Below are 12949 nucleotides of genomic sequence, written 5' to 3' on the forward strand. Positions count from 1 at the left end.
CGCTAGGATTTCGAGCGTGGTCGAAGTCAAACGACAGCCGCCGGAGGCCGTTCCCGAGACCGGGCTGAGCATCGGTGAGGCCGCCCGTCGCACCGGGGTGAGCGTGCATACGCTGCGCTATTACGAACGCGTCGGACTGGTCGTCACCCCCGTGGACCGCACCCACGGCGGCCGGCGCCGCTACCACCGGCTCGACCTGGAATGGATCAAGATCTGCACCCATCTGCGGGCGACCGGCATGCCCATCAAGGGCATCCGCCGCTACGCCGAGCTGGTCGCGGCCGGGCGGGGAAACGAGGACCAGCGGTTGGACCTGCTGGAGTCGCATCGCGACGAAGTGCTCGCCGGGATCGCCGAACTCCAGGAGAACCTGAGACTCATCGAGCGCAAGATCGATATCTACCGAGGCCGGCTCGCGGCCGGCGACGCGGACCAGTTGTGGGCGCCCCACCGTGCGGACACGGTGGACCGGTGACGGAACAACCCGGCAGAGGCTGCGCCTCCTGCGCGCTGGCCGTGGTCCAACTGGTCGTGGTCGCGGTGCTGTTCGCCGGGGCCTGGGCCGAGGAGTACTTCTCCTGGGATCCGCAGTCCATCCCCGGGCCCGTCGGCCCGTACATCGTGAAGATGGGCGTGGTGGCCGGTATCGCCGCCGTGGCGGGGATCATCGCCGGGGTACGGGGCTCGGGGGCGGTGGCCTATGGCCAGGCGCTGGTCGTGGTCGTCACCCTCATCGCCATGGCGGTGACGGACGCGATGGGCGACAGCGCGCACGAGGAGCACCGGCGGCGGGAGTGCTACGACGCCCCGGCCGACCCGGGCTGCGCGGACGTACGGTAGGGCCCACGTCAGGGCGGCGTACGCCGACGGGGTGTCGGGGTACGCCGCCCTGGGGGTGGGATGGGCCGGTTGTGGGGGTTACTTGGGGTCGCGCTTGAAGGTGGAGGTGGACCAGAAGTAGCCGAGGACCGCGAGACCGACGCACCAGGCGATGGCGAGCCATCCGTTGTGGCCGATCTCGGTGCCCAGGAGGAGGCCGCGGAGGGTTTCGATGGCGGGGGTGAAGGGCTGGTATTCGGCGATGGGCTGGAACCAGCCGGGCATGGCGTCTACCGGGACGAAGGTGCTGGAGATCAGCGGGAGGAAGATCAGCGGCATGGCGTTGTTGCTGGCGGCCTCGGCGTTCGGGCTGACCAGGCCCATGCCGACCGCGATCCAGGTCAGCGCGAGGGCGAAGAGGGCGAGCAGTCCGAAGGCGGCGAGCCATTCCACGACGGTGGCGTCGGTGGAGCGGAAGCCGATGGCCACGCCGACGGCGCCGACGAGGGTGACGCTGATGATGGATTGCAGGACGCTGCCGATGACGTGGCCGATGAGCACGGAGCCACGGTGGATGGCCATGGTGCGGAAGCGGGCGATGATGCCCTCGGTCATGTCGGTGGACACGGAGACGGCGGTGCCGATGGTGGTGCTGCCGATGGTCATCAGCAGCAGGCCGGGGACGAGGTACTTGATGTAGTCGGAGCGGTCCGCCGCGCCGCCGTCGATGCCGGCGCTCATGGTGTCGCCGAAGATGTAGACGAACAGCAGGAGCAGCATGATCGGGGTGAGGAGGAGGTTGAGGGTCAGGGAGGGGTAGCGGCGGGCGTGGAGGAGGTTGCGGCGCAGCATGGTGGAGGCGTCGCGGGCGGCGAGGGTCAGCGAGCTCATCGGACGGTCTCCTTGGGCTGCGTGGTGTGGGTGTCGGTGGTGCCGGTGGTGCCGGTGAGGGCGAAGAAGACGTCGTCGAGGTCGGGGGTGTGGACGGTCAGCTCGTCGGCTTCGATGCCGGCGGTGTCGAGCCAGTCGAGGATGGAGCGCAGTTCGCGCTGGCTGCCGTCGCTGGGGATCTGGAGGGTGAGGGCGTCGTCGTCGCGGGTGGCTTCGCCGAGGGTGGTGGCGGCGGTCCGGTAGGCGACCGGGTCGGTGAAGCGGAGGCGGATGTGTCCGCCGGGGACGAGCCGCTTCAGCTCTTCGGCGGTGCCCTCGGCGGCGATCTTGCCGTGGTGCAGGACGGCGATCCGGTCGGCGAGTTGGTCGGCTTCTTCGAGGTATTGGGTGGTGAGGAAGACGGTCACGCCGCCGGTGACCAGCTCGCGGATGATCTGCCACATGTTGTGGCGGGAGCGTGGGTCGAGGCCCGTCGTGGGTTCGTCGAGGAAGATGATGCGCGGGTTGCCGACCAGGGTCATGGCGATGTCCAGGCGGCGTTTCATGCCGCCGGAGTAGGTGGAGGCCGGTTTCTTCGCGGCCTCGGTGAGGTCGAAGCGCTCCAGCAGCTCGGCGGCGACCCGCCGCCCCTCGCGCTTGGGCAGGTGGTGGAGGTCGGCCATCAGGAGCATGTTCTCCTCGCCGGTGATCAGCCCGTCGACGGCGGAGAACTGTCCGGTGACCCCGATCGCGGCCCGTACGGCCTGGGGGTCGGTGGCCAGGTCGTGGCCCGCGACCTGGGCCTGGCCGCCGTCGGCGGAGATCAGGGTGGAGAGGATCTTCACGATGGTGGTCTTGCCGGCGCCGTTCGGGCCGAGGAGCGCGAACACGGACCCGGCCGGGATGTGCAGGTCGATGCCGTCGAGGACGGTCTTGTCGCCGTAGGACTTGCGCAGACCGACGGTCGAGATGGCGGCGGGCGACTGCGGACCATCCGCGCGACTGGACGTGGGCATGACAGAAGAAGGCATGGAGCCCTCCCATTCGAAGGCTTCGGAGGTGAAAGTGACGGGGCGGGAGAAGTGGCGGGGCGGGAGAAGTGACCGGAGGGGGGAGTGGGCGAGCGCGCGGGACCGGTGCTCAGACCCGGGCGCGGCGGACGTCGATGTTGCCCCAGCGGGTCCGGGCGCGGATCTTGACGGTGTCCTCGGTCTCCGCCGGGGGCGCGGAGTCGGCGAGGGTGTTGTGCACCTGCCCGCGCTCGGAGCCGGCGTCGAGCCAGGCGGCGGTGCCCTCGCGGACGCCGATCTCGATGGCGCCGAAGGAAGTCTCCAACTGGACCTCCCCGCGCGCGACTTCCCCGACCCGAAGACCGCCGTGGGCGGTGGTGGCCGTGACCGAGCCCTCGGCGCGTTCGATGTCGATGTCGCCGTGGGCGCCGCTCACCCGCAGGTCACCGGTCACGGTGCCGACGGTCGTGGCGCCGTGCGAGTTCTTCAGTACGGCGGAGCCGTGGATGGCCCCGACGCGCAGAGTGCCGGTGCTGGTGGTGATCTCGGCCAGGCCCTCGACCCGGTCGACCCGGATCGAACTGTGGGAGACGGTCATCCGGAGCGGCCCGGTCGTGTCGAGGCGGACATCGCCGCCCGAGGTCTTCACCCGGACCTCACCGAGCCGGCCTTCGCCGAGCACCTGGGTCCAGGATCCGGTCACGTCGGCGTGCGAGCCGGCGGGCAGGTCGACCGTCACATCGACGGCACCGCTGGGCCCGACGAAACGGCGCTCCTTCGTCCTGACGGTCAGGACGCCGTTCGCGTACGTGACCTCGGTCTGCTCGGCGGCCCGCACGTCCTTGTCCCGCTTCGGGCTGCCCGGCCGCACCTCCACGAGGGTGTCGGGGCGGTCGCTCGCGGTGAACCGGAGGGAACCGGCGCCCACATGGGCGATGACCGAAATCGGTTCCGGAGTGTCGAAAGAAGGCATGGCTGTACCGTCCTCATGAGTCCTTGGGCCGTCCCCGCTGATGGGACGTGGTGTGGGCGAAGTGCCGTACTTTCGGGCGCGGGCGCGGGCGCGGCTAGCGCACCCAGCCCGTGAAGCTCTGTCCGACGGAGCGGGCCTTGTCCGTCGTACGGGGGCGTGCGCCGCCCTCGACCGCGGCCGACACGGCGCGGACCAGCCAGGCGTTGACCGACAGGCCCTCGCGGCTCGCGGCCTCCTCGGCGCGCGCCTTGAGGTGGGCCGGCAGCCGCAGGTTGACCCGGGCGGTGCCGCCCTCGTCACCCTCGGCGGGCGCCTGCGTCATGGGCGGTTCGACGGGCGCGGCGACCGCTTCGACGGCGCCGCTGTCGGCGGGCGGCGGCGTCACCACGAAGTCGGGGTCGAGCCCGCGCAGCCGCAGGTCGACCGAGCCGGGGGCGAGTTCACGGGTGATCTCGTCCATCGCGGCGGAGAGCACATTGAGCATGGTCAGTCGGGTCGCCGACTCCAGGGGAGCGGTGAGCCGCTCGGCCAGCTCTCGGGCTTCTTCCCCGCCGGCCTCGGCGGCCACCGCGAGTTCGCGGCGGAGGGTGTCGACATACGGCGTGAGGTCCATGACGCCATCATGGCATCATCGTGGCGCCATGCGCAAGCCCGGATGGCGTCGCGCTGCGGGCGGTCTCTGCGTTGATGGCCCTGAGCTGGGGAAATGCAGAGAAGGCGAGCTGTGTCGTCGTGGCATCAGGCGGGCCGGCGCATCTACAGGAGGGCGAAATGGCGCCGGGCGGCACCGGGTGGCACCACGCGGCGCCACGCGATGCCACCCGGCGCCACCCGGCGCCATTTCGGGGTCTGCCGCTCACCCGCTCACCCGCTCACGGGCAGGCGACGACCTGGCCCGCCCACGACAGGCCGCCACCGAAGGCGAGCAGCAGCATCGGGGCGCCCGAGGGGATGGCGCCGCGCTCCGCCAGCTTGGACAGGGCGAGCGGGACGGACGCGGCGGAGGTGTTGCCGGACTCGACCACGTCCTGGGCGATCACCACGTCGTCACGGAGGTCGAGTTGGCGCAGGACGGCCTCGATGATGCGGAGGTTGGCCTGGTGGGTGACAACCGCCGCGAGGTCGGCGGGGGTCAGGCCGGCGCGGCGGCAGGCTTCCCTGGCGATGGCGGGGAGTTCGCCGGTGGCCCAGCGGAAGACGCTCTGGCCCTCCTGGGCGAAGCGCGGGTGCCACTCGCCGACCAGGCGTACGGCGTCGGCACGAGTGGGGTCGGAGCCCCAGACGACGGGGCCGATCCCGGCGGGCCCCGCGCCCTCGGCTTCGCCGCCGTCCTCGACGGCGCTGATCACGGCGGCTCCGGCGCCGTCGCCGAGCAGGACGCACGTACCGCGGTCGGTCCAGTCCGTCACGTCGGACATCTTCTCGGCGCCGATGACCAGGGCATGGCGGGCGGCGCCCGCGCGTACGGCGTGGTCGGCGCCGGCGAGGGCGGTGGTGAAGCCCGCGCAGCCGTTGTTCAGGTCGTAGGCCACCGCGGACGGGATGCCGAGGCGGGCCGCGACCTGGGCGGCGGTCGAGGGGCAGCGGTCGATCGCGGTACACGTGGCCACGGCGATCAGGCCGATGTCGGAAGGCCGCAGTCCGGCCGAGGCCAGCGCCTTGCCCGCGGCGGCGGCCGCCATGTCGGTGACGGACTCGCCGGGGGCGGCGATACGGCGGGTGGCGATGCCGGTGCGGCGGCGGATCCATTCATCACTGGTGTCGACCATCGTCGACAGCTCGTCGTTGGTCAGCACGCGCGAGGGCTGGTAGTGCCCCAGGGCGGCGATGCGGCTTCCCGACACGGCTGTTCTCCTCACGGCTGTTCTTCCCGCGGCTGTTCTTCCCGCGGCTGTTCCCGCCACGGCTGTTCTCCCGGGCTGGACGGCGCAGACACTGTCTACGCAACACTGCCGGGGAATATAGCAACCGATCGGTCGGAAGCTAAAGGGTCGGCGGCCGGGTACCCTGACGCCATGAGTCCACGCAAGTCGGCCGCCGAAGCCCGCAGAACGCGGGAGCGCATCGTGGAGCACGGCGTCGCCATCGCCTCGGTCGAAGGGCTCGAAGGCCTGACCATCGGGCGGCTCGCCACCGGCCTGGGGATGAGCAAGGCCGGGGTGCTGGGCCACTTCGGCACCAAGCAGGCGCTGCAACTCGCCACGCTGGAGACGGGAGCGGCCGCCTTCCGGCGGCTGGTGTGGGAGCCCGCGCGGGACGCGGAGCCGGGGCTGCCCCGGTTGCGCGCCATCTGCGAGGCGTGGATCACCTACATGGAGAGCGCGCGCGACACCTTCCCCGGCGGCTGCCTGTTCACCACCGCCTCCGTCGAGTTCGACGCGCGCGACGGTGCCGTACGGGAGGCGGTGGCCCGGCTGTTCGGGCTCTGGCGGCGCCGGCTCGCCCTTGAGGCGCGCGCCGCCGTCGCCGCGGGCGACCTGCCGGACGACACGGACCCGGAGCAGATCGCATACGAACTGGTCGGCCTCTACATGGCGCTGAACCAGGAGATCCAGCTCTTCGGCGCCCCGGACGCCGGCGACCGCACCCGCCGCGCCCTGGACCGGCTCCTCGGCCCGTGCCCGTCAGACTGACACCGACACCGACACCGACATCGACACCGACACCGCTCAGGTGATGGACGTGTCGCCGTGGGCCTCCAGGATCTTGCGCAGGACCGCGGCGGCCCGCTCGCACTCGTCGCGGTCGATGCCGCGGAGGATGTTGGCGTAGTTGCGCAGGTGCGCGGTCATCGCCGTGTCGGTGAGCTCCCGGCCGCGCTCGGTCAGGTGGATGAGGACGGTGCGCCGGTCGCTGCCCTCGCGCACCCGCTCGACCAGGCCCTTGGCCTCCATGCGGTCGATGCGGTTGGTGATGGCACCCGAGGTCACCATGGCGGCCTTGAGGAAGGCACCCGCGGTCAGGGCGTAGGGCGGGCCCGAGCGGCGGAGCGTGGTGAGAACGTCGAACTCGCCCGTCTCCAGGCCGTGTTCGGCGCAGAACGCCTTGAGCGACTTGTCGATGACGCGCTGCATGCGCTGCACGCGGGCAACCACCTGGATCGGCCAGAGGTCGTCCGCCAGCTCCGGGCGTTCCTTCACCCACTGCTCGGCGATGAGATCGACGATGTCGCTCAACGGCACTCCCCTCGGGTTCCTTCAGCGTAGACCTTCTCAAGGTTAAGACACTTGACGCCGTACGAGCCGGGCTGTTTTTATCTCAACGTTGAGAGAATCAACCTTGAGACAACCAGGGGGAACCCTTGTCCGCCACCTCGACCACCGATACCGCCGACACCGGCACAGGCCCCGGTCCCGGCGCCGGCACAAGCCGGCAGCGGGCCCGTCGGGTCCCCGTCCTCTGGCTGACGCTGCTGGCCACGCCGGTCGCCGCCGGGGCCAACGCCCCGGTGCTGATCCTCGACGACATGGGCCGCTCGCTGGGCGTCCGCACCGCGACCGCCGCCTGGCTGGTCACCGCCTTCGCCTGGGCGATGACCGTGGGGACGCCGCTGCTGGCGACCCTGCTGCGGCGGCGCGGCGCGCGGACGGCGCTGCGGGTCGGGGCGGCGCTCGTGCTCGGCGGCACCGTCGCGCTGGTCGCGTCGCCGTGGCTGCCGCTGACCCTCGCCGGGCGCGCGGCGCAGGCCGCGGGCGGCGCGGGGCTGATCGCGGTGGCGATGAGCCTGGCGGGCGACGCCCGGCGGATGGGGGTGATCAGCGCCGGGTTCGGCATGCTGGGCGCGTCCGGTCCGCTGCTCGGCGAGCGGCTCAGCGACGCGGTGTCCTGGCGGGCGGCGCTGGCGGTGTCCGTGGTGGCGCTGCTCGCCGTACCGGCCGTCGGGCGCCACATCCCCACCGCCCCGCCCGCCGAGGGCCGCTACGACACCCGGGGCTCGCTGCTGCTCGCGACCCTGATCACCGGCGTCATCCTGCTGCCCTTCTGTCCGCTGCCGGCCGCCGGCGCGGCGGTGGCCGCGACCGTGCTGCTCGCCCTGCACATACGCCGCCGCCCGGACGGGTTCGTGCCGTCGGCGGTGCTGCGCACGCCGATCTTCCGTACGGCGACGCTGATCGCGCTCACGCTCTCCACCTCGTACTTCGTGCTGCTGTTCGCGGTGCCGCGGCTGATCGCCGGGCGGACCGGCTGGTCCACGGGGGCGGTGGCCACGGGCCAGCTGGTGGCGCTGCTCACCGGCTCGGCCCTGGCCCTCGGCTTCGCGGCGGTGTCGGCGCGGCTCGGCCGGGTGCGGGTGCGGGCGGTGCTGCTCACGGTCGGGGCGCTGGCCGCGGCGACGGCGGTGTGGGCCCACAGCGCGCCCGCGCTCCTCGCGGCGGCGGGCGCGGCGGTGTTCTGCGCCACGGGCGCCAACGCCACCCAGTCCATGGACGCGGCCTCCGCCGTCCCGGCGGCCCACCGCCCCACCGCCATCGGCCTGTTCATCCTCGGCTACCAGCTCGGCGGGGCGGTCGGCCCGGCGGTGGCCACGCTGCTGGTGCTGAGCTGACCGCCCGGGCCGCCCGCCCCTGCCGCCCTCGCCCACCGCCCGGGCCGCCCCGCCCCTACCGCCCTCGCCTTCCGCCCGGCCCTACCGCCCGGCCTATCGGTGGCGCATCAGGGCCGTGGCGATCGCCACCTGAGCCGGTTCCAGCGCCGGCTTGCCGTCCTCGATGTCCCACAGCGCGTTCTGAAGCACGCGGCCGAGCGTCCAGCCGACCGCCCGCCGCCGGTCCAGCCCGAGGACCTCGGTCAGCAGGTCGAAGCGGCGCAGCACCGCCCGCGCCACATCCCCCGTGGCCACCACCTCGTCCCACCGGTTGTCCAGCGCGGGCAGCAGCTCGAAGCCCGGGTCGCCGGCCAGCGGCTCCGGGTCGATGGCCAGCCACGGCTCCCGCTCCCCGGCCAGGACGTTGTCGTAGTGCAGGTCCCAGTGGAGCAGACGGTCGCCCGGCTCGCCGAGCAGCTCGGCCACGGCGGACGCGCAGTCGCGCACCAGCCGCCGCTCGGCGGGGTCGCGCAGCGCGCGTACGGCACGCGGGGTCGTATCGAGCATGGCGGCGGCGATGTCGCCCAGCCCCCGCAGGCCCTCGGGCGCGGGTACCGAGGTCAGGCGGGCCATCAGCTCGGCCAGGATCCCCATCGCCGCGTGGTCGTCGGCCAGCGACGACAGCGGCCGGCCCGCGTCCAGCCGCTCCAGCAGCTGGGTGCCGCTCTCCTCGTCGTGGTCCAGCAGCCGTACGACGCCGTCGCCCCGCCACGCCCGCAGCCCGGCGGCGACGCCCGCGGTCTCCTCGCGCGGCTCCTGGAGCTTGAGGACGGCGGGGGTGCCGTCAGCCCGCCGTACGGGCAGCACGAGCGACGCCATGCCGTGCGCGGACGGACCGTCGGGCCGCAGCTCCCAGCGGTCCAGGAAGTCACCGCCGAGCCGGGGCAGCCGGGCGAGCCAGGCGCGCGCGGAGGCGCCCTGCGTGCCGTACGACGCGGCGAAGGCGTCGGGGACGTCGATGGGTGTCGACGTGTTAGGGGTCGACGTCCTGGGTGTCGACGTGTTCATGGAAAAGGTCTCCTTCGGGGTCCACAGGGTCGGGATGGGCCGTGCGAAGGAGGTGGTGGGGGTGCCCGGGCCGCGGGCAGGCGTCAAAGCATGCCTTCACCCTAGGGGATGTGTCCGCTGTTCGATGCGCTCAGGAGACGGCGTGCCCGGGCCATGGCCAGGACGTCGTGGCAGGCCGGGTCGGACGCGGCGGCCAGGGCCGCGGTGGCGGCATCGCGGGCGGTGCCGGGGTCGTCGGCGTCGAGGGCGAGTTCGGCCTTCTCCAGGAGGAGGGCGAGGTGGTAGAGACCGAATCCGCACTGCTCGGCCGTGCGCAGGCCCTCGCCGAGCGCGGTGGCGGCGAGGGCGTGGTGGCGCTGGGCGCGGGCGAGGCGGGCCCGGCCGCGGTGGAGGAGGCAGAGGTGTTCCTGGGAACCGGAGGTGACGATCCACTGGGTGGCCGCCTCCAGCAGGCTCTGGGCCATGACCAGGTCGCCGCGGTCGCATTCGAGGGCCGCCTCGATCAGGTCGTAGCGGGCCAGCTCGTCGTTCCAGACGGCGTCCCGCCCCTGGTCGGCCAGGGCCTCCCGGGCGCGCGAGACATACGCCCGGGCCGGTTCGGTCAGGCCGGCCTCCAGGAGGCACTCGGCCGGTGAGAGGGGGAGGCCGAACCAGACCGGGGCACCGGCCAGCCGGTCGACGGGCATGCCGCCGGTGAGGGCGCGGGCGACGGCGAGGATGGGGTCGTGGCGGTTGCCGCGCAACAGGTCGGCCACCTCGCGGTGGCGGCCCCGGAGGGTGCCGATCATGGCGAGCCACCAGGTGTCGTCCGGGTCGATGCGGGCCAGCGCGGCGGGGAGGTCGCCGATCGCCCGGTAGCACCACAGCAGGCCGCCCGGGTCGGGGCAGACGGGGAACTCCTCCAGGACGCGGACGCAGCGGCTGTACTGGCCGGTCTGCCAGGCGAGGTGTTCGTAGCCGCCCATGCGCAGCCGGTAGACCTCCTCGGCCTCCGCGACATGGCCGGCCGCGAGGGAGTGGTGGACCAGCTCCTCGAGGAGGTCCAGCGTCTCGGGGTGGTCGGGGGGCAGCACGCCGGGGCCGGCGACCAGCGCGCTGTAGTGGCGGCGTACGGCCTGGTGGACGGAGCGCGGGTCGGTGAAGGAGCGGTAGAAGTGGTCGCGGACCGCCGGGTGGACGGTGAACAGCTCGGCCGACTCGCGCATGACCAGGTGCAGTTGGAGCAGGTGGCGCAGGGTGGCGAGAACGTCCCGCCGGTCCAGGCCGTGCAGCGGGCCCGCGATCTTGGCGCTGGCGCTGCACGCGAAGACGGAGTGGAGCTGCTCGGCGGAGGCGCCGAAGCGGAAGATGCACAGCCGGGCGAGCAGGGCGCTCTCCCGCTCGCTCAGCACGGTCTCGTACGCGTCGAGCACCCGCGCCAGGCGCCGCTCCTGCGGCTCTCCCGAGTCGGCCCGCGGCTCGGGCAGCGAGGCTGCCCGGGCCGGGTCGCCGGCGGCGTATTCGACGAGGTAGCCGCTGAGGTGGTCGAGGGTGAGGGCATGGGCGCCGAACTCGTCGACGAGGGCGTGCAGCGCGTCGTCGCCGCCGCGCACGCCGCGCCCCCGGACCAGCGCCACCGCGTCCTCACGGCTGAGCTGGTCGATGTCGAGCCAGGCGTAGCCCCGGCCCTGCCAGGGCGTCAGCCGGGGCAGCGGGAGCCGGCTGGTGATCAGGCACTTGGTGCCGCCCAGGCCGTCCGCGAGCCGGTCGATGACCTGGGCGAGCAGCCGGTCGCTCAGATCGCCGAAGGCGCCGTGGCGGTCGGTGGCGGGGCGCTGCACCCGCTCCAGGCCGTCCAGGACGAGCAGTCTGCGCCCCGGCCTGGCGAGCAGCTCCGCGAGCAGGTAGAAGGTGCCCGTGGGGCTGCCGCGCACGACCGCGCCGCCGCTGAAGTACGTGTACGCGACCTCCAGGAACTCCTTGACGTCCTGGTTGAGGTAGAAGCTCCAGATGAACAGCTCGTCGGGCGGCGGGTCGGCCTCCCCGGCCCGCAGCCGGGCCAGGAACTCGCCGGCCAGCGCGGTCTTCCCGGCGCCGCCGAGGCCGAGCAGCGCCAGCACGCCCGCCCCGTCGTCCCGCCAGAAGCGGCCGAGGGCGGCCAGTTCGTCCGCGCGGCCCACGAAGCTGGGGGCGGGGGGCAGGGCGTGGATGACGCCGGCCGTCAAGGAGCGGGCGGCCGGCGCGGGCTGGGGGCCCGGGTCCCGCGGGGCGGAGGCGAGCGCGTCGGCGTGGGCGGCGACGGCCTCCGCGTTGAGCTGGGCGACACGGGCGACGAGCGCGCCGAGCTCCTGCCGGGCGTGACACCAGGCGACCAGCCTGCGGATGCACTCGCGGCGGCTCATGGCCGCCGCCAGCTCGCGGTACACCTCCGGGTAGTGGTCGAAGCACAGGTCCCGGATCTCGTCCTCGGACAGGGCCCGGTCGATCAGGGCCCGCACCGCGCCCGCGTTGGTCACGGTGTCGTACGGGGGCGGGCTCGTCATGGCGTCACCGTGGGCGCGGGGTCCTCGCGGGTGGACGCGAGGTCCTTGCGGCACAGCCGGAACCCGATGTTCGGCGTCATGTGGGCGCCCCATCCGCCCGAGCGCCAGCTGCCCGCGTCACGGGACATCCGGAACGACACGGTGACCGCCTCCGCGCAGTCCGCCCACGAGCCGCCGCGCAGCACCCGCTCCTGGCCCCGGGCGGGCCCGGTGGGGTTGGCGGCCGGGCTGTCGCGGTAGTACTCCGCGTCGTACCAGTCGGCGGTCCACTCCCACACCCCGCCGCTCATCGCGTACAGGCCGTAGCCGTTGGGGGGCAGGCGCCTCATGGGCAGGATGGAGAACTCGTCGAAGCGGCCGGAGTCGCAGCGCTCCGGCGTCGGGGGCTCGTCGCCCCAGGGGTAGCGGTGGCCGGGCAGGCCGCCGCGCGCGGCCCGCTCCCACTCCGCCTCGGTGGGCAGGCGGTAGCGGACCCTCGGGGTGGACAGCAGCGCGCACAGCTCCTCGGCGTCCTGCCAGGACACGCCCACCATGGGCTTGCGGTCATACGCCCAGGGCCGCCGGGGGTCGTCGCGGCGCGGGGAGCCGAACAGGGTCCGGGAGTCGATCCGCTCGCCCTGCCCGTCGACCCACTCGTGGCGCGGCGCATGGGCGTGCCAGTCGGTGGCGCGGACGGTCGCGTCCTCGCAGTACTGGAGGCGGATCTTGTTCGCCTCGTACAGGAACCAGCCTGGGTCGACCCGTCCGCTGCGGGGAGGCAGATCCGTGGGCATCCCGGTCGGGGGCGGCTCCCAGTCCATCAGGTCGCAGTAGGCCGCCCAGCTCACCGGGGTCTCGGACAGCCAGTAGTCGTCGAGCCGCACCGGGTGCGCCGGGCGCTCGTCCGGGTCGCCGCCGTAGCTGCCCATGACGAAGGAGCCGGCCGGGACGTAGCGGAAGACGATGCCGTGTTCCTCCACCGCCATCCGGTCCAGCAGGGCGCGCCGCGCCGCGGCGATCTCGGGGTCGGTGGGGGCGACCATGCGGGCGCGGTCGTAGGCGGTCGCGGCCGTGCGCGGGTCGCCCCGGTCCTCCAGCTCGCGGGCGAGCCGCAGCAGGTCCCGGGGGCTGCCGGTGGCGGTGTGGTCGGTGCGCAGCCAGTCGTACGCGGATCCCATCTGCG

General features: G+C 73.3%; 13 protein-coding genes. 4 read left to right on the forward strand and 9 right to left on the reverse strand.

The annotated features are described in order from the left end of the window. Window positions 1-16: 16 nt before the first annotated feature. Both ABFY07_RS04890 and ABFY07_RS04895 read left to right on the forward strand, forming a co-directional pair. Window positions 17-475: a MerR family transcriptional regulator gene (locus ABFY07_RS04890; protein WP_346173238.1), complete on the forward strand. Its 459-nt coding sequence runs from the start codon at window positions 17-19 to the stop codon at window positions 473-475. Then, window positions 472-840 (forward strand): DUF6234 family protein, encoded by a 369-nt coding sequence (locus ABFY07_RS04895; RefSeq protein ID WP_346173239.1) that lies wholly within the window; start codon window positions 472-474, stop codon window positions 838-840. Before ABFY07_RS04890 ends, ABFY07_RS04895 begins: the two co-directional genes overlap by 4 nt. Window positions 841-918: 78 nt before the next feature. Here ABFY07_RS04895 and ABFY07_RS04900 read toward each other — a convergent pair whose 3' ends face one another. The 5 genes from ABFY07_RS04900 to ABFY07_RS04920 form a co-directional block, all read right to left on the reverse strand. Beyond that, on the reverse strand, window positions 919-1710 hold the full coding sequence (locus ABFY07_RS04900; protein ID WP_346173240.1) for an ABC transporter permease: 792 nt from the start codon (window positions 1708-1710) through the stop codon (window positions 919-921). Beyond that, window positions 1707-2720: an ATP-binding cassette domain-containing protein gene (locus ABFY07_RS04905; RefSeq protein WP_346173241.1), complete on the reverse strand. Its 1014-nt coding sequence runs from the start codon at window positions 2718-2720 to the stop codon at window positions 1707-1709. Before ABFY07_RS04905 ends, ABFY07_RS04900 begins: the two co-directional genes overlap by 4 nt. A gap of 109 nt (window positions 2721-2829) precedes the next feature. Further along, window positions 2830-3672: a DUF4097 family beta strand repeat-containing protein gene (locus ABFY07_RS04910; protein ID WP_346173242.1), complete on the reverse strand. Its 843-nt coding sequence runs from the start codon at window positions 3670-3672 to the stop codon at window positions 2830-2832. Window positions 3673-3766: 94 nt separating this feature from the next. After that, window positions 3767-4285, reverse strand: coding sequence for a toxin-antitoxin system HicB family antitoxin (locus tag ABFY07_RS04915; protein ID WP_346173243.1), 519 nt, complete (start codon window positions 4283-4285; stop codon window positions 3767-3769). Window positions 4286-4544: 259 nt separating this feature from the next. Next, window positions 4545-5516 carry a beta-ketoacyl-ACP synthase III gene (locus tag ABFY07_RS04920; protein WP_346173244.1) on the reverse strand — a complete coding sequence of 324 codons (972 nt, stop codon included), beginning with the start codon at window positions 5514-5516 and terminating at the stop codon, window positions 4545-4547. A 171-nt stretch (window positions 5517-5687) separates the two neighbouring features. On the opposite strand from ABFY07_RS04920, the gene ABFY07_RS04925 reads away from it, so the two are divergent. Further along, complete coding sequence (locus ABFY07_RS04925) at window positions 5688-6305, forward strand: TetR/AcrR family transcriptional regulator (protein WP_346173245.1); 618 nt, start codon at window positions 5688-5690, stop codon at window positions 6303-6305. 36 nt (window positions 6306-6341) lie between these two features. Here the strand turns inward: ABFY07_RS04925 and ABFY07_RS04930 are convergent, their stop codons facing one another. Further along, entirely contained in the window at window positions 6342-6848 is a 507-nt protein-coding gene (locus ABFY07_RS04930) for a MarR family winged helix-turn-helix transcriptional regulator (protein ID WP_346173246.1), read from the reverse strand. A 125-nt stretch (window positions 6849-6973) separates the two neighbouring features. Between ABFY07_RS04930 and ABFY07_RS04935 the strand changes: the two genes are divergently transcribed. Next, the gene (locus ABFY07_RS04935) at window positions 6974-8218 is read left to right on the forward strand and encodes an MFS transporter (RefSeq protein ID WP_346173247.1); all 1245 of its coding nucleotides are present in this window, start codon (window positions 6974-6976) and stop codon (window positions 8216-8218) included. Window positions 8219-8311: 93 nt separating this feature from the next. Here the strand turns inward: ABFY07_RS04935 and ABFY07_RS04940 are convergent, their stop codons facing one another. The 3 genes from ABFY07_RS04940 to ABFY07_RS04950 all read right to left on the reverse strand — a co-directional run bounded on the left by ABFY07_RS04940 (window position 8312) and on the right by ABFY07_RS04950 (window position 12944). Beyond that, a complete protein-coding gene (locus ABFY07_RS04940; RefSeq protein WP_346173248.1) occupies window positions 8312-9265 on the reverse strand; it encodes an aminoglycoside phosphotransferase family protein in 954 nt (317 codons plus the stop codon). Window positions 9266-9366: 101 nt separating this feature from the next. Further along, entirely contained in the window at window positions 9367-11787 is a 2421-nt protein-coding gene (locus ABFY07_RS04945) for a hypothetical protein (RefSeq protein WP_346173249.1), read from the reverse strand. Beyond that, a complete protein-coding gene (locus ABFY07_RS04950; protein ID WP_346173250.1) occupies window positions 11784-12944 on the reverse strand; it encodes a formylglycine-generating enzyme family protein in 1161 nt (386 codons plus the stop codon). The genes ABFY07_RS04945 and ABFY07_RS04950 overlap by 4 nt, the downstream gene beginning before the upstream one ends. Window positions 12945-12949 lie beyond the last annotated feature (5 nt).

The organism is Streptomyces sparsogenes subsp. cuspidosporus, assembly GCF_039532705.1.
Taxonomy (GTDB): Bacteria; Actinomycetota; Actinomycetes; order Streptomycetales; family Streptomycetaceae; genus Streptomyces; species Streptomyces sparsogenes.

Excerpts from the sequence above, each read along its gene's own strand:
- ABFY07_RS04900 (WP_346173240.1), bottom strand. The coding sequence starts at position 1,710 with ATGAGCTCGCTGACCCTCGCCGCCCGCGACGCCTCCACCATGCTGCGC.
- ABFY07_RS04905 (WP_346173241.1), bottom strand. The coding sequence starts at position 2,720 with ATGCCTTCTTCTGTCATGCCCACGTCCAGTCGCGCGGATGGTCCGCAG.
- ABFY07_RS04910 (WP_346173242.1), bottom strand. The coding sequence starts at position 3,672 with ATGCCTTCTTTCGACACTCCGGAACCGATTTCGGTCATCGCCCATGTG.
- ABFY07_RS04915 (WP_346173243.1), bottom strand. The coding sequence starts at position 4,285 with ATGGACCTCACGCCGTATGTCGACACCCTCCGCCGCGAACTCGCGGTG.
- ABFY07_RS04925 (WP_346173245.1), top strand. The coding sequence starts at position 5,688 with ATGAGTCCACGCAAGTCGGCCGCCGAAGCCCGCAGAACGCGGGAGCGC.
- ABFY07_RS04940 (WP_346173248.1), bottom strand. The coding sequence starts at position 9,265 with ATGAACACGTCGACACCCAGGACGTCGACCCCTAACACGTCGACACCC.
- ABFY07_RS04945 (WP_346173249.1), bottom strand. The coding sequence starts at position 11,787 with ATGACGAGCCCGCCCCCGTACGACACCGTGACCAACGCGGGCGCGGTG.
- ABFY07_RS04950 (WP_346173250.1), bottom strand. The coding sequence starts at position 12,944 with ATGGGATCCGCGTACGACTGGCTGCGCACCGACCACACCGCCACCGGC.